Here is a 20,939-nt window from a genome sequence, read left to right as displayed (position 1 = left end):
GCCGCTCCCGTTACGCTTTCAGTTTTTCGATCGTCGCCGCAAAGTTCGGCAGCCATTTTTCATGAGCCAGAATCATCTCCCGCGCCAGCTGCTCGGCGTCACGATCGGAATGGATCAGCGGGCTTAAGTTCAGCGCCAGCAGCACGTCGTTCAGCTCGCCGCTGATCGCCGCCCGGCTGGCCGCCATTTCAAACCCTTTGATGGTGTAGATAAGCCCCAGCACCTTCTCGTCGAAATGGGTGATGCGCGGCGTCGGCTTCGCGCCATCGCGACCTAAGGTGCAGCTCATCTCGACCGCCCAGTCCGCCGGGATATTATCGATATGGCCATGATGCGGGATATTCACATAGTGCTCAGTCTGCTTGTCGTTATAGATAGCGTTGATCACTTCGCAAGCGGCATCGGAGTAATAGGCGCCGCCGCGCTGCTCCAGCTCCTTCGGCTTGACCTTGAGATCCGGATTTTTATACAGCTCGAACAGCTGCTTCTCCACCTTCTGCACCACCTGGGCGCGCGCGCCGCCCTTATAGTACTCGCCCATCTCAATCGCCAGCATCTCTTTTGGCTTAAAGTAATAGAGCAGATAGGAGCATGGGATCAGGCGCAGGGAGCGGATCAGCCCCTCGCTAAACGGCAGGTCGAAGATATTTTTTACCGAGTTCGCGGTCAGGCGGCCGGAGGCAACGCCGTCCAGCAGTTCATCGAAGCGCGAGACGCCGTTAACCAGCACATCGCGGACGAACACCAGGTGGTTCAGACCGAACAGGTCGATGTTCAGCTCATCGCTCGGGCTGAGCTGCAGCACGTCGGTGATGAACATCTTCATGCCGATGGGAATGTTGCACACGCCGATAAAGCGTTTGAAACTGGTGTGGCGATAGACCGCCTCGGTGACCATGCCCGCCGGGTTGGTGAAGTTAATGATCCATGCGTCCGGGCAGATCTCCTGCACATCTTTCACGATGTCGAAAATCACCGGGATGGTGCGCAGCCCTTTAAACAGCCCGCCCGCCCCGTTGGTCTCCTGGCCAAGATAGCCGTGGCTCAGCGGGATGCGCTCATCTTTTTCACGCGCCTTCAGCTGGCCCACCCGCAGCTGGGTGGTAACGAAATCCGCGCCCTGCAGCGCCTCGCGGCGGTTCAGCGTTTTATAAACCTTCATCGGCACGCCGGCTTTTTCCACCATCCGCTCGCACAGCGCATGGATAATATCGAGCTTCTCCTGGCCCTCTTCCACATCCACCAGCCACAGCTCTGTCACCGGCAGTTCATGATAACGTTTCAGGAAACCTTCCAGTAATTCCGGGGTATAGCTGCTACCGCCGCCAATGGTGACGACTTTTAATTTCTGGCTCATTTTTTTCTCCCTTAGGCGCTGCGCCTGGGCGCAGGCCGCTCTCCGCATAAATGCGGACAGTTAACTTAAATTAGTTACGGTGTAAGCCGGGCGGCTAATACCGCGCGGGTTTAATTAATACTGGTCAAATGTTTGCGATAACTGCTCGGCGTAAACGAGGTCAGCTTTTTAAAGGTTTTAATAAACAGGCTCGGGCTGCTGTACCCTGATTCATAGGCAATATCCGTCACCGAATAGTTGGTAATTTCCAGCTGCTTTTTGGCAAAGTTGATACGGATATCGTTAATTATCTGCATCGGCGTTTTACCATAATAGCGCTGGGTCGCCCGGGTTAAATACTCCTGCGTTTTGCCCGATAGCCGAACCATATTCTCGAGGGCGCTCTCGCCAAACTCCAGTTTATCGTGCATGGCCTCAACGGTATTTTTTAACCATTGTGGGACGACGTCTGCAACCGGCTCTTCGCGATAGTGACGTAAACGGTTAATGACATAAAAGGAGACCAGCTCGATAAATTCGTCAAATTCCGTTTCGCGAAAATTGAGTGAGGCGATGACCGACTCAATATAGCCGAGAAAAGCGCTCTGCACGGCATAGACCTGCGACGCCACCAGGCCAAACGGCAGCAGCGGCAGATAGTGTTTCTCAAAGAAGCGCCTGCTGATGCCGACGTTAAGGATGCGCGTCGCACCAAATTCGTAGAAGCTCTGGTGGTGCGAGCCCATCGGGATAAAGACAAAATCCCCGCGCTCCAGCAACACCCGTTTGCCATTGATCTCCTGGTAATAGCGCCCGGTTAATACGACGGTAAATTCGTAGTAATCATGCTGGTGGAGCCCGCTCACGCTTTCCGTTTTGTTATAGATGACCACATGAAAGTTCTTCCCGTTGAACAACTGCTGTTCTCTGGCGGTACTGATCTCGGTGGTCATCATCCTGGGCTGCCTCATCGTCGTGATGGCCTATTGTACCTTCTCGTGCAGCTCAATCAATTCCGCAACCAGCTCGCGGGCCAGCATGGAGGTCATCAGGTGATCCTGAGCATGCACCAGCACCAGGCTGACCTTCATTTTCCCTTCGCCCTCGTCGCTTTCGATAAGCTGGGTCTGCACGCGATGCGCCTCGCTCAGCGCCTGACGCGACTGCTCCATCATCGATTTCGCCGCGGCAAAATCCCCCTGCTTGGCCTGTTTTAGCGCGGCATAGGCCAGGCTACGGGCTTGTCCGGAGTTGATAATCAGCCCCATCACCACCTCTTCGAGGTCGTTTTCCGGGGTCTCTACCGCGTCGATGTTGTCCAGATCAAACATAATATTTCCCTCATTTCTCAGGCGGTACGGGACGCTGCCCGTACCGCGCGGTATCAGAATTTCAGTGCGTTGGCGATGTCTTCTTCGCTCTCTTCCTGCTCGATGACGGTCTGCGCTTTATTCGACAGCACCACAAACGGCAGGTAGACCAGGGTGGAGACGCCAAGGTTGAACAGGGCGACCAGCAGAGCGGCGACGCTGCCGTTACTGTTGAAGAACGCCCCCAGGCCAGTTGGCATGGTCCACGGCGCCAGGTTGGTCACCGGTGGGATAATCCCCAGGCTGTAGGCCGCGAGAGTAATGGCCGCCAGAATCGGCTGGACCAGCACGAACGGGATGAACATGACCGGGTTCATGATGATCGGCAGGCCAAACAGAATCGGTTCGTTAATCTGGAAGATGCCTGACGGCAGCGCCAGCTTCGCAACCTGACGATGGTCAGCGCGACGGGAAGCGATAAAGATGGCGATGATCAGACCCAGCGTCGCCCCGGAACCCCCCAGCAGGATGTAGGAGTCGAGCATCGGCTTGGCCCAGAAGTGGAACTGTTTACCCGCTTCGATCGCCGCATCAACCGATCCGTACTGGTTGTACAGCGCGATGTTTTCCAGCGCCCACGGCGTCATGATGCCGTTATCCAGCGCGGTCAGCGCCAGCGAACCGTGCACCCCGAAGAACCACAGCAGGGAGTTAAAGATGACGTATGCCCAGCCGACCACGCTGCCCATCGCCGCCAGCGGCGTAGAGATGGAGTCCATGATGATCTGGTGGAAGTTGCTGCCGTAGCTCGACAGGGCCCACGAGATAATGCCGAAGATGGAGAGGATCAAGAAGCCAGGGATCAGCGCGGAGAAAGAGCGCGATACCGACCCCGGCACGCTGTCCGGCAGTCTGATCACCCAGTTGCGACGGATCACGAAGGTGAACAGCTCCGCGACGACCAGACCGATAATCATGCCGGAGATGATGTTCTGCCCGCCCAGCCAGTTGGCGCCGACGGCATAGGCTTCGCCCACGCTATACGGGGTCACGGTCATGAAGGCCGCGACCGCCAACAGGCCTGCGGCCATCGGGTCGACTTTGCGCTCTTCCGCCAGCGCGGAGCCAATAAAGAATGGCGCCATCAGCGACATAATGCCGAGGGTGCCGTTATAGACGTTACCGCCGATAGCCTTAAAACCGTTTAAGGTTTCAATGGTGGAGGCATCCAGGCGAATGCCCATGGAATAAAAGAAAGAGCCTTCGCCGAAGCTCAGAAAAACGTTGTTAATTAATACAAACATGGCCCCGGCGAGGGTCAACGGCATTAATTTAATGAATCCATTTTTAATCGCATTAATATGCGGCTGCTTTCCTATTTTCAGTGCAAAAGGAAGGAGTACCTTTTCAAGCGAGTCGATCACTTTACTCATAGTCAATACCCTTAAAAGCCGCAATAAACTATTACGGCGATGATGTATGAAATTACTCTTTGACGGGAAAATAAACTCTTTATTCTTTGACGTCCGGCAACGGGATGCCGCCAGGCGTCAAAATATATCGAGTTTTAAAATTTAAAATTATTGTGCTGCAGCTTTCTTAATGGCCGCGACGGCGGCTTTCAATACCCCTAAACCATCCACCTTGCCATACAGAAGAGAATCGATGACTTCTACCGGTTTATTCGGCAGCAGGCGCTGAATTTCCGGTAACATATACGCAATTTGTGGCCCTAATAATACAACGTCGGCTTCCGGTCCCTTTTCACCCGCGAGAGTCTCAGGATAGGCTTCAATAATGACCGGGACTTCGTATTTTTCCGCCTGCGCCCGCATTTTGGAGACCAGCAGTGACGTGGACATGCCTGCCGAGCAGAACAGATAAATATGTTTCTTTTCCATGAACGCTTCCTCAATGTGTGAGACCAGGGCCTTCAGTAACCGCTGAGAGCCGGTAAGACTGGTAACATCCGGTTAATTCTGTTTATGGGTTGAGTATACGGCAACCTGAGCCGTCGTGATAATTCCCTGTTGAACAGAATTGTCTCTCATTGACCTCCGGTTTTGACTACCCTCACATTTTCATCCAAATAATTCGCGCAATTAAATAAGCATCAGGACTCACAAAAAAGCCCGACCAGTGGTCGGGCTTACGTACAACTCAGTCAACAGTAGGGCGCTTACTTAGCGTTGCGCGGATCCGTATCATACTCAGCGCAGGTCTGGTAGCCGGAGTTCATCACGTGCCCCGTTTCGTCGAGGGCCACAAAGTAGGTCTCCACTTTACCATCTCGTTGACCGAGGATATAGGTCTGGCAGGTGCCGCGGGCATGGACCATCGTCACTTCCGTTGAAGGTTTGCCAGCGATCTGCATCACCTGCTCACGCGACATTCCTTTCTTCACATCTTTCACCACCGGCTGGGTAAACTGGTCTTTGGTACGATCGTAAGCGGTACAGCCCGCGAGTAAGGTTAACGCGACGGTGACGCCCAGTATTCCTGCTAAGCTTTTGTTCATTTTGGTTCCTCTCTTCCACTGTGTAACGATAAGCCTGGAATAAATAGTGTTATTTTTCAAGCCGAACAGCGAAATCATGTCTGATTGTGTTATTGCGTAAACAGGATTGACGCTCCGCCGACGACCGGCGCTTTCTCCTGCGCGCGGGCATCTATAATGAAATCCTATGTCATTGATTGCCTTCTTTTCCGGCAGTCAAAACCCCGGTCCTTGTCGTTTCAGCGGCAAAGAGGTAGCTTTAAGCCAACAGGTTGCCAAACAGATTCACTTTCGGAGGGCGCGATGACGCTACAACAAGAGATTATTCAGGCGCTGGGCGCGAAGCCGCAGATTGATGCCGCAGGCGAGATCCGCCGCAGCGTCGATTTCCTGAAATCCTATCTGCAGACTTACCCTTTTATTAAATCGCTGGTGCTGGGTATCAGCGGCGGCCAGGACTCGACCCTGACGGGGAAACTGTGCCAGATGGCGATCAATGAACTGCGCGCCGAAACTGGCGACAGCAGCCTGCAGTTTATCGCCGTCCGTTTACCCTACGGCGTGCAGGCGGATGAGCAGGACTGCCAGGATGCCATCGCCTTTATTCAGCCTGACCGCGTGTTGACGGTGAATATCAAAGCCTCGGTGCTGGCAAGCGAACAGGCCCTGCGCGAAGCGGGGATCGAACTGAGCGACTTCGTTCGCGGCAACGAAAAAGCCCGTGAGCGCATGAAAGCCCAGTACAGCATCGCCGGGATGACCAAAGGGGTGGTGGTCGGCACCGACCATGCGGCGGAAGCGATTACCGGCTTCTTCACTAAATATGGCGACGGCGGCACCGACATCAACCCGATCTTCCGCCTGAACAAACGTCAGGGCAAACAGCTGCTGGCCCATCTCGGCTGCCCGGAACATCTGTATAAGAAGCTGCCGACCGCCGATCTGGAAGACGATCGCCCCTCCCTGCCGGATGAAGTGGCGCTGGGGGTCACCTATGAGAATATCGACGACTATCTGGAAGGCAAAACGCTGGACCCCAGCATCGCCAAAACGATCGAAGGCTGGTATCTGAAAACCGAACACAAGCGTCGGCCGCCCATCACCGTCTTTGACGATTTCTGGAAAAAATAGTCCCTCCCCCGCCCCGGCCCGCGCCGGGGTTATTTTTTGCGCTTTTCGCCGCAAAAACCGCCTGCTATACTGGATAGATAGACAGTATCAGGAGTTATTGTGGCCAGAAAGCAATCTGCCCCGCGTCTGGAGTTTGAGGCGGCGGCGATCTATGAATATCCCGAACACCTTCGCCCGTGGCTGGAGGCGCTGCCGAAGCTGCCGGGCGTCTATCAGTTTCACGGCGACAGCGACACGATGCCGCTCTATATCGGCAAGAGCGTTAACCTGCGCAGCCGGGTGCTCTCCCACCTGCGCACGCCTGAAGAGGCCGCGATGCTGCGTCAGTCCCGGCGTATTACCTGGCAGCGCACCGCTGGCGAGCTGGGGGCCCTGCTGCTGGAGGCGCGGTTAATTAAAGAACAGCAGCCGCTGTTTAACAAGCGGCTACGGCGTAACAAGCAACTCTGCGCCTGGCTGCTTGCGGACGACCGGCCGCAGATTGTCTATGCCCGCGAGGTTGATTTCTCTCATCAGCAGCATCTCTATGGTCTGTTCGCCAACCGGCGGGCGGCGCTGCAGATGCTGCAGAGCCTCGCTGACGAACAGCGCCTCTGTTATGGCCTGCTCGGTCTGGAGCCGCTCAGCCGCGGTCGCGCCTGCTTTCGATCCGCGCTGGGCCGCTGCGCCGGCGCCTGCTGTGGAAAGGAGAGCGTGGAGGCGCACCGCCAGCGTCTGCTGGCGCAGATGAGCAAGCTGCAGCTGGTGTGCTGGCCTTGGGCAGGACCGGTGGCGCTGGAGGAGCGCGGCCCTGATATGACGCAGTATCATGTCATTCATAACTGGCTGTGGCTGGGGGCCGTCGACTCGCTCGACCAGGCCGCTGAGCTCACCCGCCTGCCCGCCGGATTCGACCAGGATGGTTACAAAATTCTCTGTAAGCCTCTGCTCAGCGGCAACTACCCGCTGCACCCGCTTAGCTGAGAAGCCAGAAAGAAAAAACCGCCGGCCCTGCCCAACGCCTGATGGCATTATTGGGCAAGACCGGCGGTCTTGATTCAGTACGCTACATTATTCAGCGGGTGCAGGCATTTTACCTGCCGGCGCGTTGCGTTCTGTCAGATGCTTCTCAAAATTGGCATTGAACTGTTTTTTCTGCTCTGGGGTCAGAATGTTGTAGATCTTGTTCTGCGTTTCCAGGCGGGACAGCGCCATCGCTTTATGCTGCGCCTCCATCTTATCGATCTGCGCTTCCGCTTTCGCCTTGTCGAAAGTATCGCTGGCGATCAGCTCGTGCATCGCGCGGCGTTCGTCAAGGGACGGACGCTTCATGTTTTCGCGCTGGCTCTTCATGATGTCGCGGATCTGCTGCTTCTGCGCATCGGTCAGGTTGAGGCCTTTAAACATCATGTCATGCTGACCCGGGCCGCCTTTATGATGCATCATCATCGGCTTGCTGTCGCTCGGCGCGGTGGTGGTATCGGCGGCGTGTGCCAGGTTAGCCGCGCCCAGAGCCAGAGTAGAGGCAACAAACAGTGCAGTGAGTTTCTTCATCATTCAATCCTTACTTTACGTTATTCTTACGGCGCGTTGCCGTGTTGACGAGATTAACTTTACGACGTTAATCGTCAATTAGTCAGAGCAAGAGTAAAACAATGAAAGTGTAAAAAACAGTTTCTCACCAATTATGGAGAAAATAAGGAATTTGAACGAGGAATTGCAATAAAAAATAAATAACCTACTGTTTTGCAGAGAAATTATGGAGAGTATAAAGGAGGGGAGATTAAAAACAAAGCATTTTACCAGGAATAATCTGCAAATTTACACTGGCGCACGAAAAAATAAGAAGATGTAAAACGACGCGCGAAATTATGCAGGCCGCCCGGTGGACGGCTTGCCCTCAGGGTAGTTTTTCCAGCATCAGGCCAGCCCGCAGCCCCCTCGCCACCGCCGGATTGGGAAACAGAACATACTCCGGCTCAGCCCCCACCACATACCGCATCTCCCCCTCCTCCGCCAGCAGCGTGCCTGGGGCGAAGGGGGTGAAGTTCAGCGTCCGATCCGCCATATGCAGACGGAAATCATCGCTATGGCGGGTGATCTGCTGCACCACCCGGTAGCGCAACGGCACCGGGCCGTCGGCAATGGCCAGATCCCCCACCAGCAGCCGGGAGATAGCCCCCTCGGCGGCGGCAAACTGCGTCAGATCGTTTTCCCCCAACGGCAGCGCTTTGCCCAGCTCAAGGGTGCAGGCCAGCGCCGCGAACCGCTCGCAGCTGAAGTGAGTGAAGGTCCCGCCTGGCTGGCGATGAAACACCAACGCCTCCAGCCCGGCGCCGCCCAGCCAGTGAAGAAAATCCTCCTCCCAGGGCGTATCGCGGGCCGGGAGCACCCCGAAGCGCGGATGCAGCGACCCGCGGATCGCGGTATGCAGATCGAGGTGCCAGCGCGGACCATCGTGGTCGCGATAGAAGCGGCCCACCGCCTGCTCCAGCCGCTGCGCCCGCTGCGTCTCCTCGCTGGCCGGGAATTGCCGCCAGCGCTCGCCAAACATCCGGTTCATATCGCTGTGCAGATAGCGTTTATTCGCCCGCAGCGCCGGCGGGTTACCGACGATCACCAGCAGCCGCCAGCGCAGGGGGAGTTCCTCCCGAACCAGCCGCTGCACCAGCCGGTCGACAATCTCCACCGGCGCCGTTTCGTTGCCATGGATGGCGCAGGAGAGCACCAGCCCGCGCTCGCAGCGCGCATGCGGCGTCAGCTCAAGGATCCCCTCCCCAAGCCAGTGCCAGCGGAAGTGGGCCGTCTCGCCGTGAAAGTGATGGGGCAAACGCCCCGCCAGGGTTAATGCCAGAAAGTGTTCCACCGCGCCCCCTTATTGCTGAAATGGATAAACCGAACCGAGCTGCAGGATCTGGGTCAACCGATCCAGCGCGTCGCGCCCTTCCCGCAGCAGCTGGGGGTCGGCGAGGTCGGCCTGGGTGAGACGATCGCGATAGTAGCGATCCACCCAATCATTGAGGGTGGCAAACAGCGTATCGTTCATCAGGACGTGCGGATTGACCGCCTGATACTCCTCGGCCGTCAACACTACCCGCAGACGCAGGCACGCCGGACCGCCGCCGTTGGCCATACTCTCGCGCAGATCAAACACCTGCAGCGCGGCGATGGGGTTATCCCCGGCCAGCAGCTCATTGAGATAGTTCCACACGCCCGGATGCGCCTGGGCTTCCTGGGGCAGGATCAGCGCCATGCTGCCGTCCGCCCGGCTCAACAGTTGGCTATTGAACAGATAGGTGGCAACCGCCTCTTCCACCGTGACCCGGCTTGCAGGAACCACCAGCGGGGTGAAGCCCGGCACCTGCTGCGCCAGCTGCTGCAAAACCGCGTTCTGGTCGGCAAAGGCCTGCTCATGGCAGAACAGGACCTGACGATTGCTCACCGCGATGACATCGTTATGAAAAACCCCCATGTCGATCGCCGCCGGATGCTGGCGGGCGAAGATCAGCTGGCGGGGATTGACCTGGTTAAGGCGCGCCACCGCCTGGCTGGCCTCAAGAGTTTGCCGCGCCGGATAGCGACGCGGCGCCTCTTCGCTTCCCCGGCGGCGGCCATAGACAAAGAGCTGAACGCCCGGGGCGCCATATTCGCCGCCGAGACGGTTATGGTTCGCCGCCCCTTCGTCGCCAAACCATGCCGAGGCAGGCAGCGCCGGGTGGATGGCAAATCGCGTGCGGTCCGGGAATATCGCCTGCAGCAACGCTCCGGTGGTGGGGGCTTCGCTGGCGCGGTGGAATTTATCCTGCAGATTCGCCACCGTCAGGTGTACCAGGCCATCCAGCGAATCGGCGGAGGGACAGACCGTCGCGGCGTTGGCCACCCACATCGCCGAGGCCGAACTCACCGCCGACAGCAGATCCGGATCCTGCTGAGCCGCGCGAGCCACCACCTGTTCATCGCTGCCGCTAAAGCCCAGCTGACGCAGGAGCGGCACGTTGGGCCGCTCCTGAGGGGGGATCACCGCCTGCGGATAGCCGGCGTCGGCGAGGGCTTTCATTTTTTTTAGCCCCTGCTTTGCCGCCAGCTGCGGGTTCGACACCCGAAAGCGGTGCCGGGTGGAGGCCTCATTGCCAAAGGAGAGCCCGGCGTAGTGATGGGTCAGTCCGGGCAGACCGTCAAAGTTGACTTCGCGGGCGGTCATGACGCCTCCCCGGCCCGAAAGTCGAGCCCCGGATTGAGACTGGCGGGCAGCGTCAGGGTCGGCGATTCGAGACTGGCCATCGGCCAGGCGCAATAATCGGCGGCATACCAGGCCCCGGGGCGATGATTGCCAGAGGCCCCGGTGCCGCCGAACGGCGCGGTACTCGCCGCCCCGGTCAGCGGTTTGTTCCAGTTGACTATCCCGGCCCGCGCCTCGAGCAGCAGCCGATCGAACTTCTCCCGTTCCGGGGAGATTAACCCGCAGGAGAGCCCGAAGCGGGTGGCATTGGCCTGGGCAATCGCCTCCTCGAAAGTGTCGTAGCGCCAGACGCCAAGCAGCGGGCCGAACACCTCTTCATCCTCGACCTGGGCCACGTCGCTCATGTCGACAATCCCCGGCGTCAGCAGCGACGTCCCGGCCTGCAATAAGCGCGGCTCCAGTAGGGTGGCTGCGCCTGCGGCGACCCGCTGCAGCCAGGCCTGATGCACTTTCTGCGCGGCCTGTTCAGAGATAAGCCCGCCGAGAAACGGCTGCGGCTCGGCGTCCCACGCCGCGGGGATCAGCCGTTGGCTCACCGTCACGAGCCTGGAGAGGAAAGCATCTCCCGCCTCTCCGCGCCGGACCAGCAGACGCCGGGCGCAGGTGCAGCGCTGGCCGGCGGTAATAAAGGCGGACTGGATGGTCAGATGCACCGCGGCATCGACGTCCCGCGGATCGTCGACGATCAGCGGGTTATTGCCGCCCATCTCCAGCGCGAGGATCTTCTGCGGCTGTCCGGCCAGCTGGCGATGCAGATGAAAACCGGTGGTCGAGCTGCCGGTAAACAGCAGCCCGTCGATATCCGCCTGGCCGCTGAGCGCCTCGCCGGTTTCCCGACCGCCCTGCAGCAGGTTGAGCACCCCGGCGGGCAGGCCGGCCTGCTCCCACAGCTTCACCACCGCTTCGCCACTGTGCGGGGTGAGTTCGCTGGGTTTAAACACCACGGTATTGCCCGCCAGCAGCGCTGGCACGATATGCCCGTTCGGCAGATGGCCGGGAAAGTTATAGGGGCCAAAGACCGCCAGCACGCCATGCGGCCGGTGACGCAGCGTCGCGGCGCCATCGGGCAGCTCGCTGTGCTGTTCGCCGGTGCGGGTGTGGTACGCCTTCACCGAGATCGCCACCTTGTTGATCATCGCCGTCACTTCCCCGGCAGCCTCCCAGCGCGGCTTTCCGGTCTCGGCGCCGATAATCGCCGTCAGCTCCGCCTTGCTGGCCTCCAGCAGCGCGGCAAACTTTTCGACGATGACCTGGCGGTCGGCAAACGGCAGCCGCGCCCAGGCAGGGAACGCCTGGCGGGCAGGCGCCACCGCCTCGGCGGCCTGCCCGGCGTCCGCCGCTTCTCCCTGCCAGACAACCTTCAGGTTGACCGGATCCTGTTTGCTGAAGCGCGGCCCATCGCCGGGCCGCCACACGCCGTTAATCCACAGACTCATGCGGTTTTCTCCTCAGGGATCAGGCGCACCATGCGCACCTGGTCGCCGGCATGACACTTCAGCATATCCAGCTCGCGGGCGCTGAGGGTCAGGGTGTCGCCATTCGGGTCGGCATGCACCAGCAGGGCGCGGAACTGGTGGTACTGTTCGTTCGCCACCAGACACAGCGGCCCGTCGCCGGGCGGCGTTTCGCCGGCCTCGGTGGTCACCAGACGGCTTTTGCGGATCGCCCGCACCCGGTCAATATCGCACTCCAGGGTCGGGCCGCCGTCGAAAATATCGATGTAGTTCAGGTAGCGGAACCCCTCTTTCTCCAGCACCGTCCGGGCCGGGGCGGTCTGCGGGTGGACTTTGCCGATCACCGCCTGCGCCTCGGGGGTGAGGAAATCGATATACAGCGGGTGCTTGGGCATCAGGGCGGCAATGAAAGCCTTCTGTCCGGTGCCGCACAGGTAGTCGGCGCGGGAAAACTCCATGGCGAAAAAGCGTTTGCCCAGGCTCTCCCAGAACGGGGAATAGCCGTGCTCGTCAATCACCCCGCGCATCTCGGCAACCACCTTCTCATTAAAGCGCTCGCGAAAGGCGGCCATAAATAAGAAGCGCGATTTCGACAGCAGATAGCCATTGCCCTCTTTGCGCCACTGCGGGTCGAGGAACAGGGTACACAGCTCGCTGCTGCCGGTGTGGTCGTTACTGAGAAACAGCGTCGGCAGCGCCTGATAGACGTTAAGCTCCTTCGAGGCATGGACCTGGGTGCCGACCCGGTAGTTGTACCAGGGATCGTTGAGCCCCACCGCCACCTCTATCGCGCAGATGCCCACCACTGCGCCGCTCTCGCTCTCTTCCAGCACAAAGACATAGCCCTGCTCGCTTTTCGGCAGCTCGCCGCGCCAGGTTTGCTGTGAGCGGGCGATCCGCGCCGCGAGGGTGGCTTCATCCACCGGCAGCGAGGTCAGCCCGCCGCCGGTCTCCGCCGCCAGCTTCAGCAGCCCGGGCAGATCGCCCGGCTCCACCGGTCGAATAACCATCATGATGAAACTCCCGCCAGGAATCGCGCGCAGGCCCGCTCAACGCGATCCAGCCCGCTGTTCACCTCTTCTTCACTGACGTTCAGCGCCGGCGCGAAACGCACCACGTTGGCGCCGGCGATCAGGATCATCACGCCCTCTTCCGCCGCCAGGTTGCTGAGGGTTTTCGCCTTCCCGGCCCAGGCGTCGTTCAGCACGCAGCCGATCAGCAGCCCCAGGCCGCGGATCTCCTTGAACAGACCATAGCGGGCGTTGATCGCCTGCAGGCGTTCGCAAAACCACTGATGGCGCTGTCTGACGCCGGAGAGCACTTCCGGGGTATTGACGATCGACAGCAGCTCGCCGGCCACCGCCCCCGCCAGCGGGTTACCGCCGTAGGTGGTGCCGTGGGTGCCGACGGTCATCACGCTGGCGCAGGCCTCTGTCGCCAGCAGCGCGCCGATGGGGAAGCCGCCGCCCAGCGCTTTGGCGGTGGTCAGCACATCGGGGGTCACGCCGTAGTGCATATAGGCATACAGTTCGCCGGTGCGCCCGACCCCGGTCTGCACTTCATCGAAAATCAGCAGGGCGTTGTGCTGGTCGCAAAGCTCGCGCAGGCCGCGTAAAAACTCGACGCTGGCCGGCACCACGCCGCCTTCGCCCTGCACCGGCTCGACGATCACCGCGCAGGTTTGGTCATTGATTAAGGCCTTTGCCGACGCGAGATCGTTAAACACCGCATGCTGGATCTGCGGCGGCAGCGGGGCAAAATCCCGGGAGTAGGCCGGCTGACCGCCTGCCGAAACGGTGAACAGCGTCCGCCCGTGGAAGGCGTTCTGGAAGGCGACAATGCCGCTTTTCTCGCTGCCAAAGCGATCGTGGGCATATTTACGCGCCAGCTTGAGCGCCGCCTCATTGGCCTCGGCCCCGGAGTTACAGAAGAAGACCCGGTCGGCGAAGGTGGCATCGATAAGCATTTTGGCCAGACGCAGGATTGGCTCATTGGTATAGCCATTGCCGGTATGCCAGAACTTGCCAGCCTGATCGGTGAGGGCCTGCACCAGACGCGGATGCGCATGCCCCAGCGCGTTCACGGCGATGCCTCCGGCAAAATCGATATACTCTTTGCCCTGCTGATCCCACAGCCGCGACCCGGCGCCCCGCACCGGAATAAAAGCCGCTGGCGCGTAGACCGGCATCATCCATTCATCAAAGTGGTTACGCGTAATTGACTGAGACATATCGACCTCTTCCGGTAAATTAAAAGTAGCAATAATGTTAATAAATATGAGTTATTACGCTGTAAATGTAGATTGCACGGTTCGTGCCAGCCAGCGATAAAAATGCATAAACCGGATGAGATAACGCAATATCAATGAGTTACAACCTGTCGCTATTCACATAAAATGCATACTTAGTGAATAAGTATCCGATAAAGGGGGATGAACAGTGATTAAAGAAGATAAGTTATGCAAAGGTAAGATATAATTCTGTAATTGTGATCTTCTGCGAAATTTATCGTAGCTATTTGCCCTTTTTTGGCGCGGCGTGCCCGCAAAAGGGGCACCCACGGCACGCTCATGCGCAGCGATTGGCAGAATGACGCATCGGATGGCAGCCAGCCTGGCGAATTTCTGCTACCATCCCTGCACTATTCACCTTGCACAGTGGCAGCGACTATGAAATTCGTCTCTTTTAATATCAACGGCCTGCGCGCCCGCCCACACCAACTGGCCGCCATCGTCGAAAAGCACCAGCCGGACGTGATTGGCCTGCAGGAAACCAAAGTTCACGACGATATGTTCCCTCTCGAAGAGGTCGCCAGACTCGGCTATAACGTCTTTTATCACGGCCAGAAAGGCCATTATGGCGTCGCTCTGCTGACCAAAGAGACGCCGATTGCCGTCCGCCGCGGTTTCCCGGACGATGGCGAAGAGGCTCAGCGCCGCATCATCATGGCCGAGATCCCGTCACCGTTCGGTAACGTTACGGTGATTAATGGTTATTTCCCGCAAGGTGAAAGCCGCGATCATGAGACCAAATTCCCGGCCAAAGCGGCGTTCTATCAGAATCTGCAGAACTATCTGGAGACCGAGCTCAATAAAGAGAATCCGGTGCTGATCATGGGCGATATGAACATCAGCCCTACCGATCTCGACATCGGTATCGGTGAAGAGAACCGCAAACGCTGGCTGCGCACCGGCAAATGTTCCTTCCTGCCGGAAGAGCGGGAATGGATGGACCGTCTGCTGGGCTGGGGCCTGGTGGATACCTGGCGTCAGGCTAACCCGGACAATCAGGAGCACTTCTCGTGGTTTGATTACCGCTCCAAAGGCTTCGACGATAACCGCGGGCTGCGCATCGACCTGCTGCTGGCCAGCCAGCCTCTGGCCCAGCGCTGCGTGGAGACCGGAATCGATTATGAGATCCGCGGGATGGAAAAACCGTCCGACCACGCGCCGGTGTGGGCCACCTTCCGGCCGTAAGCCACGTCCTGACCTGCCTCCCGCCGCGCGGGGGGCAGAATTTCCTGAGCAAAATCAACAAAGCGACGGTAAACCATTGTGGCCGTCGTCTGAACAGGATACTGTCGCGCGCACTTTTTAATGTCCACCGCGTCCAGGCTGTACAGGAGACCCCTTCATGAAAAAGAAGCCATCATCCGGCCATTGGTAAAGGGCTGGGACTCATCGCGCTGGCGGCCACGCTGGCCGTTATCAGCCACCGCGTCGGTCTCCACGATCTGCTGACTCACCTGCATCTGCTGCAGGAGACCCTGCGCCATCAGGGCGCCTGGGGCTATCTGGTCTATGCAGCGCTGTTTATCATTGCCACCCTGTGCCTGATCCCCGGCAGCCTGCTGGTGATCGCCGGCGGGATGCTCTTCGGCCCGCTGACCGGCTCTCTGCTCTCGTTTGCCGCCGCCACTGTCGCCTCTTCGCTGTCGTTTTTGATCGCCCGCTGGCTTGGGCGCGATCTGCTGCAGCGCTATGTGGGCCATACCGCCGTTTTCCAGGCCATTGAGCGCGGTATCGCCCGCAGCGGCAGCGATTTTCTGATCCTCACCCGCCTGGTGCCGCTCTTTCCTTACAACATTCAGAATTACGCCTACGGCCTGACGGCGATCCCCTTCTGGCCTTTTACCCTGATCTCCGCCGTGACCACCCTGCCGGGCCTGGTGATCTATTCGGTGATGGCCAGCGAACTGGCTCGCGAAGGGGCGACCTTCGCCTTCGCGCTCAAGCTGAGCCTCGCCGGCGGGCTGCTGTTTGCCCTGGTGCAGATGGGCAAACGGTTTGCCCGCGCCCGCCGTGTGGCAGCGCCCGGCGAGGAGGTGCGCCATGACCCGACCTGATCGCCGTCACCTGCGCCGCGCCCGGCTGGCCCTCGCCGTGGTGGTCGTTGCCGCTCTGGCCGCCTGGCTGTGGTTCCCCGGCGGGCGAGCCTTTCTGCAGCACAGCCTGACGGCGCTAGCGTCGCTGGATCCCCAGCATGTTAAAGACTTTATCGCCGCCTGGGGGGCGCAGGCGGCGCTGGTCTCTTTTGCGCTGATGATCCTCCAGGCGATCGTCGCCCCGCTGCCGGCCTTCCTGATCACCCTGGCGAACGCCGCGCTGTTCGGCGCCTTCTGGGGCGGCGCGCTGTCGTGGTTCAGCGCCATGGTCGGCGCCGGGCTCTGCTTCTGCATCGCCAGAGCGCTGGGGCGCGAGGTGGTGGAGAAACTCACCGGCCGCACGGTGCTGCGCAGCGTCGACGGCTATTTCGCCCGCTTTGGCCCGCAGACGATCCTGGTCTGTCGCCTGCTGCCGTTTGTCCCTTTTGATCCGGTCAGCTATGCCGCCGGACTGACTTCGCTGCGCTTCTGGCCCTTTATGCTGGCCACCGGCGTGGGACAGCTGCCGGCGACCATCGTCTATTCCTGGGCCGGGAGTCTGCTGACCGGAGGCGCCTTCTGGCTGGCCACTGGCCTTTCGCTGCTTTTTGCCCTGGCGGTGGTCATCTCCATCGCCAAAAATATTTACCGTGAACGTCATAAGAGATCGTCGCCATGAGCTTACCCCCGCTGGATACTGTCCCCCTGATCCTTCGTCCGCAGGCCTGGCTGCACCGTCGTCATTACGGCCAGGTGCTGAGCCCCATTCGCTGGTGGGGACGGATCCCGTGGCTGTTTTACCTGGTCTCGCTGTTCGTGGGCTATATTGAACGCCGCCGCTCGCCGCTGGATCCGGTGCTGCGCTCGCTGGTCAGCGCCCGCATCGCCCAGCTGTGCCACTGCGAATTCTGCATCGATATCACCAGCATGACCCTCGCGGCGCGGAGCGGAGGTCGCGACAAACTGCTGGCGGTCGCCGACTGGCGCAACAGTACGCTGTTTAGCGAGCAAGAGCGTCTGGCGCTGACCTATGCCGAAGCCGCCAGTCAGACGCCGCCGGAGGTGGATGATGCCCTGCGCAGCGCGATGGCGGCGCATTTTGACGCCCGAGCGCTCACCGAGCTGACCGCCCTGATTGGCCTGCAAAATTTATCTGCGCGGTTCAACGCCGCGATGGCGATCCCGGCCCAGGGGCTGTGCAAGATACCTGGTTCTTCCCCGCACCATAAGGAGTAACGATGCGCCGTTTGCGTGATTTCAGCCTCTGTCTGTGCCTGCTGCTGCTCTGGCCGCTGGTGGTTCAAGCCGACGACAGCTGGCGGCAGACCCAGACGGAAGCCCGCGGCCAGACCGTCTGGTTTAACGCCTGGGGTGGAGACCCGGCCGTCAACCGCTATCTGGCGTGGGTCAGCGAGGAGGTCAAACGCCACTACGCGATCGATCTGCGTATTGTCCCTATCGCCGATGCCGCCGACGCGGTGAAACGCATCCAGACTGAGGCGCAGGCCGGCCGTCGCCGCGGCGGGTCGGTGGATCTCCTGTGGATCAACGGCGAGAACTTTCACACCCTAAAACAGGCCAACCTGCTGCTCACCGGCTGGGCAGAATCCCTGCCCAACTGGCGCTATGTCGATCTGCAAAAACCGGTTCAGGAAGATTTTTCTGTCGCCACCGAGGGCGCGGAGTCGCCGTGGGGCAGCGCCCAGCTGACGTTTATCGCCCGCCGCGGGCAAACGCCGCAGCCACCCACCAGCCCGCAGGCGCTGCTGGCCTTCGCCAGAGCCCATCCCGGCAGCGTGACCTACCCGCGGCCGCCGGACTTTACGGGTACCGCCCTGCTGGAGCAGCTGCTGATCGCCCTCACCGACCAGCCTGCCGCCCTGCGCCAGCCGCCGCAGACGGCGACTTTCGCGGCGGTCACCGCCCCGCTGTGGCGCTATCTCGATACGCTGCACCCGGCGCTGTGGCGGGCGGGCAAGGATTTCCCGGCGTCGCCGGCGCGGATGGACGCCATGCTCAACCAGGGCACCCTCCGCCTGTCGCTGACGTTTAATCCGCTCCATGCCCGGCAGAAGGCCGCCAGCGGGGAGTTACCAGCGGACAGCTACAGCTTCGGCTTTACCGGAGGGACCCTTGGCAACGTTCATTTCGTGACTATTCCGGCCAACGCGCGCGCCGTCGCCGCCGCCAAAGTGGTGGCCAATTTCCTGCTCTCCCCTGAGGCGCAATTGCGCAAGGCGGATGCCGCCGTCTGGGGCGATCCAAGCGTCCTGGACCCGCAGCGTCTACCTGACAAGCAGCGCCAGGCGCTGGCGGCCACCCTGCCGCAGGATCTGCCGCCGGTGCTTGCCGAGCCGCACGCGGCGTGGGTTGACGCACTGGAGCAGGAATGGCTGCGCCGCTACGGTACCCACTGATTCTGCTGGCCTGGGGGACGATGGCGGCCATCTATCTGCCCTTATTCCCCGCCGCCGCAGGGCTGGTGTGGCCGGCGCTCTCCCCGGTCCACTGGCGGGCGCTGTTCGCCGACCCGCAGCTGGGCCAGGCGCTGGCCGCCACCCTTGTTTCCACGCTGCTGTCCGTCGGCGGCGCGTTACTGATCGCCCTGACCATCGTCGCCGCCCTCTGGCCTTCGGCCCGCTGGCGGCGACTGGCTTCCCGCCTGCCCTTGCTGCTGGCGGTGCCCCATCTAGCCCTGGCGACGGCGGCGCTGCTGCTGTTCGCCGAAGGCGGCTGGATCTGGCAGCGGCTGCCGTTTTTGACGCCGCCGGTCGACCGGTACGGCATCGGGCTTGGCCTGACGATGGCCCTGAAAGAGAGCGCCTTTGTGCTGTGGGTGATCTACGGCCTGCTGGGGGAGGCGCGCCTCGCCGACCAGGCGACAGCGCTAAAGAGCCTCGGCTATGGCCGCTGGCAGTGCCTGCGCTGGCTGGTGCTGCCTGGGCTGCTGCCCGCCCTCGGCATGGTGCTGCTGGCCGCCGCGGCCTGGAGCCTGTCGACGGTAGACGTCGCCCTGGTGCTGGGGCCCGGCAATCCACCCACCCTCGCCGTGCTGGCGTGGCAGTGGTTAAGCCAGGGCGATGACCTGCAGCAGGCGAAAGGGGCGCTGGCCAGCCTGCTGCTGCTGGCGATCCTCGGCGGGCTGGCGCTGGTCGCCTGGGGCGGATGGCGGTTACAGCGTCAACGACTGCCCGATCTGCGCGGCGTTCGGCATCCCCATCCCCACGCCCTGCCCGGCCGCCTGCTGGCGAGTGCCCTGCCGCTGAGCGGCCTGCTGTGCGCGCTATTGCTGGCGGGGCTGGCGCGCTCGGCGCCGCCGCAGACCGAGGCATTGATTAACAGCCTTGGTCTGGCGCTGGCGGCCTGCGCCCTCGGCGCGGCCGTCTGCCTGCTGTGGCTGGCCTGCGGCCCGGCGCGGGGAGATGGCTGGGTCTGGCTGCCGCTGGTGCTGCCGGCCCTGCCGCTGGCCGACGGCCAGTACCGGCTGGCGCTGTACGCCTGGCTAGACGGCGAATGGTGGACCGTCCTGTGGGGCCATCTGCTGTGGGTGGTGCCGTGGATGCTGTTTATTTTGCGCCCGGCCTGGCGCCAGCGCGATCCGCGGATGGCGGTGATCGCCCGCACGCTCGGCTGGGATCCCACGCGTATTTTCTGGCTGCTGACCCTGCCCTCGCTGACCCGCCCGCTGCTAACCGCCCTGGCGGTGGGTTTCTCGGTAAGCATTGCGCAGTATCTGCCAACGCTATGGCTGGGGGCAGGCCGTATCCCGACGCTTACCAGCCAGGCGGTGGCGCTCAGCAGCGGCGGCGAGGCGCAGACGCTCGCCGCCCAGGCGCTGTGGCAATTACTGCTGCCGGCGGTATGCTTTACCCTGACGGCCCTGCTGGCCTGGCTGGCGGGCCGCTATCGACGAGGACTTCGCTAGTGCTAACCGTAAACCATCTGACCCTGAGCGTGAAACGTCAGCCGCTGCTGCGGGAGGTCGCCTTCTCGGTGGCCCCGGGTGAAGTGCTGACGCTGATGGGCCCTTCCGGCAGCGGAAAATCGACGCTGTTTGCATGGATGATTGGCGCTCTGGCCGGCGACTTCCGCGCCGAGGGCGAGCTGTGGCTCAACGATCGGCGCTGCGATACGCTGCCGACGGAGCGCCGGCGCATCGGCATCCTGTTTCAGGACCCGTTGCTGTTCGACCATTTCAGCGTCGGGCAAAATTTACAGCTGGCGCTACCGGAAAGCGTGCGCGGCGAGGCGCGGAAAGCCGCGGTGGAGCAGGCGCTCAGTCGCGCCGGGCTGCATGGCTTCGCCGCGCGCGACCCGGCCACGCTCTCCGGCGGACAGCGGGCGCGGGTGAGTCTGCTGCGCGCCCTGCTGGCGCGCCCCGAGGCGCTGCTGCTGGATGAGCCCTTCAGCCGCCTGGATGCTACCCTGCGCGCCGCGTTCCGCCGCTGGGTATTTGAGGAACTGGCCCGCCAGGCCATTCCGGCGATCCTGGTGACCCACGATCGCGATGACTGTCCGCCGACGGGGCGGTGCCTGGCGATGGAGCGCTGGCAATGAAACGCAATAGCGTGCAAACCTGCGTTACCGCAAAGAAATCAACACCTGGCAAGCGGAGAATACGCCCTCCACT

23 protein-coding genes are annotated in these 20,939 nt (G+C 61.0%); 9 read left to right on the top strand and 14 right to left on the bottom strand.

Translation table 11 applies throughout. The annotated features are described in order from the left end of the window. Positions 1-10 precede the first annotated feature (10 nt). The 7 genes from K5R89_RS08170 to osmE form a co-directional block, all read right to left on the bottom strand. Positions 11-1,357: a 6-phospho-beta-glucosidase gene (locus K5R89_RS08170; protein WP_135732948.1), complete on the bottom strand. Its 1,347-nt coding sequence runs from the start codon at positions 1,355-1,357 to the stop codon at positions 11-13. Positions 1,358-1,467: 110 nt separating this feature from the next. Next, a complete protein-coding gene (gene chbR, locus K5R89_RS08165) occupies positions 1,468-2,292 on the bottom strand; it encodes a transcriptional regulator ChbR (RefSeq protein ID WP_004203825.1) in 825 nt (274 codons plus the stop codon). Between the two features lie 27 nt (positions 2,293-2,319). Further along, the gene (gene chbA / locus K5R89_RS08160) at positions 2,320-2,667 is read right to left on the bottom strand and encodes a PTS N,N'-diacetylchitobiose transporter subunit IIA (protein WP_023289303.1); all 348 of its coding nucleotides are present in this window, start codon (positions 2,665-2,667) and stop codon (positions 2,320-2,322) included. 53 nt (positions 2,668-2,720) lie between these two features. Continuing rightward, the gene (gene chbC / locus K5R89_RS08155; protein WP_217259107.1) at positions 2,721-4,079 is read right to left on the bottom strand and encodes a PTS N,N'-diacetylchitobiose transporter subunit IIC; all 1,359 of its coding nucleotides are present in this window, start codon (positions 4,077-4,079) and stop codon (positions 2,721-2,723) included. Between the two features lie 11 nt (positions 4,080-4,090). Beyond that, positions 4,091-4,207, bottom strand: a complete 117-nt coding sequence (locus K5R89_RS08150) for a hypothetical protein (protein ID WP_032429133.1) — start codon at positions 4,205-4,207, stop codon at positions 4,091-4,093. A 19-nt stretch (positions 4,208-4,226) separates the two neighbouring features. Then, on the bottom strand, positions 4,227-4,547 hold the full coding sequence (gene chbB, locus K5R89_RS08145; protein WP_002901547.1) for a PTS N,N'-diacetylchitobiose transporter subunit IIB: 321 nt from the start codon (positions 4,545-4,547) through the stop codon (positions 4,227-4,229). A 278-nt stretch (positions 4,548-4,825) separates the two neighbouring features. Then, entirely contained in the window at positions 4,826-5,164 is a 339-nt protein-coding gene (gene osmE / locus K5R89_RS08140; RefSeq protein ID WP_023289302.1) for an osmotically-inducible lipoprotein OsmE, read from the bottom strand. A 282-nt stretch (positions 5,165-5,446) separates the two neighbouring features. Between osmE and nadE the strand changes: the two genes are divergently transcribed. After that, on the top strand, positions 5,447-6,274 hold the full coding sequence (gene nadE / locus K5R89_RS08135) for an ammonia-dependent NAD(+) synthetase (RefSeq protein ID WP_023289301.1): 828 nt from the start codon (positions 5,447-5,449) through the stop codon (positions 6,272-6,274). A gap of 99 nt (positions 6,275-6,373) precedes the next feature. Continuing rightward, a complete protein-coding gene (gene cho, locus K5R89_RS08130) occupies positions 6,374-7,237 on the top strand; it encodes an excinuclease Cho (RefSeq protein WP_023289300.1) in 864 nt (287 codons plus the stop codon). An 87-nt stretch (positions 7,238-7,324) separates the two neighbouring features. Here cho and spy read toward each other — a convergent pair whose 3' ends face one another. The 6 genes from spy to K5R89_RS08100 form a co-directional block, all read right to left on the bottom strand. Next, a complete protein-coding gene (spy, locus tag K5R89_RS08125) occupies positions 7,325-7,810 on the bottom strand; it encodes an ATP-independent periplasmic protein-refolding chaperone Spy (RefSeq protein ID WP_072096650.1) in 486 nt (161 codons plus the stop codon). Between the two features lie 343 nt (positions 7,811-8,153). Continuing rightward, the gene (astE, locus tag K5R89_RS08120; protein WP_217259106.1) at positions 8,154-9,119 is read right to left on the bottom strand and encodes a succinylglutamate desuccinylase; all 966 of its coding nucleotides are present in this window, start codon (positions 9,117-9,119) and stop codon (positions 8,154-8,156) included. Between the two features lie 9 nt (positions 9,120-9,128). After that, complete coding sequence (gene astB, locus K5R89_RS08115; protein WP_044522417.1) at positions 9,129-10,454, bottom strand: N-succinylarginine dihydrolase; 1,326 nt, start codon at positions 10,452-10,454, stop codon at positions 9,129-9,131. Further along, a complete protein-coding gene (astD, locus tag K5R89_RS08110) occupies positions 10,451-11,929 on the bottom strand; it encodes a succinylglutamate-semialdehyde dehydrogenase (protein ID WP_221853861.1) in 1,479 nt (492 codons plus the stop codon). The genes astB and astD overlap by 4 nt, the downstream gene beginning before the upstream one ends. Further along, a complete protein-coding gene (gene astA / locus K5R89_RS08105; RefSeq protein WP_217259104.1) occupies positions 11,926-12,960 on the bottom strand; it encodes an arginine N-succinyltransferase in 1,035 nt (344 codons plus the stop codon). The genes astD and astA overlap by 4 nt, the downstream gene beginning before the upstream one ends. Continuing rightward, the gene (locus K5R89_RS08100; RefSeq protein WP_147733766.1) at positions 12,957-14,177 is read right to left on the bottom strand and encodes an aspartate aminotransferase family protein; all 1,221 of its coding nucleotides are present in this window, start codon (positions 14,175-14,177) and stop codon (positions 12,957-12,959) included. Before K5R89_RS08100 ends, astA begins: the two co-directional genes overlap by 4 nt. Before the next feature lie 438 nt (positions 14,178-14,615). Between K5R89_RS08100 and xthA the strand changes: the two genes are divergently transcribed. Next, a complete protein-coding gene (xthA, locus tag K5R89_RS08095) occupies positions 14,616-15,422 on the top strand; it encodes an exodeoxyribonuclease III (protein ID WP_023289293.1) in 807 nt (268 codons plus the stop codon). A gap of 155 nt (positions 15,423-15,577) precedes the next feature. Here xthA and K5R89_RS27380 read toward each other — a convergent pair whose 3' ends face one another. Next, positions 15,578-15,721: a hypothetical protein gene (locus tag K5R89_RS27380; RefSeq protein WP_023289292.1), complete on the bottom strand. Its 144-nt coding sequence runs from the start codon at positions 15,719-15,721 to the stop codon at positions 15,578-15,580. Here K5R89_RS27380 and K5R89_RS08090 point away from each other — a divergent pair. The 6 genes from K5R89_RS08090 to K5R89_RS08065 are packed head-to-tail and all read left to right on the top strand — an operon-like array spanning position 15,653 to position 20,866. Continuing rightward, positions 15,653-16,291, top strand: a complete 639-nt coding sequence (locus K5R89_RS08090) for a TVP38/TMEM64 family protein (RefSeq protein ID WP_228744796.1) — start codon at positions 15,653-15,655, stop codon at positions 16,289-16,291. The genes K5R89_RS27380 and K5R89_RS08090 overlap by 69 nt on opposite strands. After that, positions 16,278-16,988 carry a TVP38/TMEM64 family protein gene (locus tag K5R89_RS08085; protein ID WP_147733765.1) on the top strand — a complete coding sequence of 237 codons (711 nt, stop codon included), beginning with the start codon at positions 16,278-16,280 and terminating at the stop codon, positions 16,986-16,988. Before K5R89_RS08090 ends, K5R89_RS08085 begins: the two co-directional genes overlap by 14 nt. Next, entirely contained in the window at positions 16,985-17,545 is a 561-nt protein-coding gene (locus K5R89_RS08080; protein WP_217259103.1) for a carboxymuconolactone decarboxylase family protein, read from the top strand. Before K5R89_RS08085 ends, K5R89_RS08080 begins: the two co-directional genes overlap by 4 nt. A gap of 2 nt (positions 17,546-17,547) precedes the next feature. Then, complete coding sequence (locus tag K5R89_RS08075; protein WP_217259102.1) at positions 17,548-18,726, top strand: ABC transporter substrate-binding protein; 1,179 nt, start codon at positions 17,548-17,550, stop codon at positions 18,724-18,726. Next, positions 18,699-20,234: an ABC transporter permease subunit gene (locus tag K5R89_RS08070; RefSeq protein ID WP_217259101.1), complete on the top strand. Its 1,536-nt coding sequence runs from the start codon at positions 18,699-18,701 to the stop codon at positions 20,232-20,234. Before K5R89_RS08075 ends, K5R89_RS08070 begins: the two co-directional genes overlap by 28 nt. After that, positions 20,234-20,866, top strand: a complete 633-nt coding sequence (locus K5R89_RS08065; RefSeq protein ID WP_104466989.1) for an ATP-binding cassette domain-containing protein — start codon at positions 20,234-20,236, stop codon at positions 20,864-20,866. The genes K5R89_RS08070 and K5R89_RS08065 overlap by 1 nt, the downstream gene beginning before the upstream one ends. Positions 20,867-20,939: the final 73 nt, after the last annotated feature.

This window comes from Klebsiella sp. TF21-TM (assembly GCF_019753495.1).
Classification (GTDB): Bacteria; Pseudomonadota; Gammaproteobacteria; order Enterobacterales; family Enterobacteriaceae; genus Klebsiella; species Klebsiella quasipneumoniae.
The sequence above is the reverse complement of the archived record's forward strand: the minus strand, read 5'-3'. Positions and strand labels throughout refer to the sequence as shown.

What these genes read in the sequence shown, in the direction of transcription:
- K5R89_RS08170 (WP_135732948.1), bottom strand. Translation starts at nt 1,357, where the DNA reads ATGAGCCAGAAATTAAAAGTCGTCACCATTGGCGGCGGTAGCAGCTAT.
- chbR (WP_004203825.1), bottom strand. Translation starts at nt 2,292, where the DNA reads ATGATGACCACCGAGATCAGTACCGCCAGAGAACAGCAGTTGTTCAAC.
- chbA (WP_023289303.1), bottom strand. Translation starts at nt 2,667, where the DNA reads ATGTTTGATCTGGACAACATCGACGCGGTAGAGACCCCGGAAAACGAC.
- chbC (WP_217259107.1), bottom strand. Translation starts at nt 4,079, where the DNA reads ATGAGTAAAGTGATCGACTCGCTTGAAAAGGTACTCCTTCCTTTTGCA.
- chbB (WP_002901547.1), bottom strand. Translation starts at nt 4,547, where the DNA reads ATGGAAAAGAAACATATTTATCTGTTCTGCTCGGCAGGCATGTCCACG.
- osmE (WP_023289302.1), bottom strand. Translation starts at nt 5,164, where the DNA reads ATGAACAAAAGCTTAGCAGGAATACTGGGCGTCACCGTCGCGTTAACC.
- nadE (WP_023289301.1), top strand. Translation starts at nt 5,447, where the DNA reads ATGACGCTACAACAAGAGATTATTCAGGCGCTGGGCGCGAAGCCGCAG.
- spy (WP_072096650.1), bottom strand. Translation starts at nt 7,810, where the DNA reads ATGATGAAGAAACTCACTGCACTGTTTGTTGCCTCTACTCTGGCTCTG.
- astB (WP_044522417.1), bottom strand. Translation starts at nt 10,454, where the DNA reads ATGACCGCCCGCGAAGTCAACTTTGACGGTCTGCCCGGACTGACCCAT.
- astD (WP_221853861.1), bottom strand. Translation starts at nt 11,929, where the DNA reads ATGAGTCTGTGGATTAACGGCGTGTGGCGGCCCGGCGATGGGCCGCGC.
- astA (WP_217259104.1), bottom strand. Translation starts at nt 12,960, where the DNA reads ATGATGGTTATTCGACCGGTGGAGCCGGGCGATCTGCCCGGGCTGCTG.
- K5R89_RS08100 (WP_147733766.1), bottom strand. Translation starts at nt 14,177, where the DNA reads ATGTCTCAGTCAATTACGCGTAACCACTTTGATGAATGGATGATGCCG.
- xthA (WP_023289293.1), top strand. Translation starts at nt 14,616, where the DNA reads ATGAAATTCGTCTCTTTTAATATCAACGGCCTGCGCGCCCGCCCACAC.
- K5R89_RS27380 (WP_023289292.1), bottom strand. Translation starts at nt 15,721, where the DNA reads ATGGCGCAGGGTCTCCTGCAGCAGATGCAGGTGAGTCAGCAGATCGTG.
- K5R89_RS08085 (WP_147733765.1), top strand. Translation starts at nt 16,278, where the DNA reads ATGACCCGACCTGATCGCCGTCACCTGCGCCGCGCCCGGCTGGCCCTC.
- K5R89_RS08080 (WP_217259103.1), top strand. Translation starts at nt 16,985, where the DNA reads ATGAGCTTACCCCCGCTGGATACTGTCCCCCTGATCCTTCGTCCGCAG.
- K5R89_RS08075 (WP_217259102.1), top strand. Translation starts at nt 17,548, where the DNA reads ATGCGCCGTTTGCGTGATTTCAGCCTCTGTCTGTGCCTGCTGCTGCTC.
- K5R89_RS08070 (WP_217259101.1), top strand. Translation starts at nt 18,699, where the DNA reads ATGGCTGCGCCGCTACGGTACCCACTGATTCTGCTGGCCTGGGGGACG.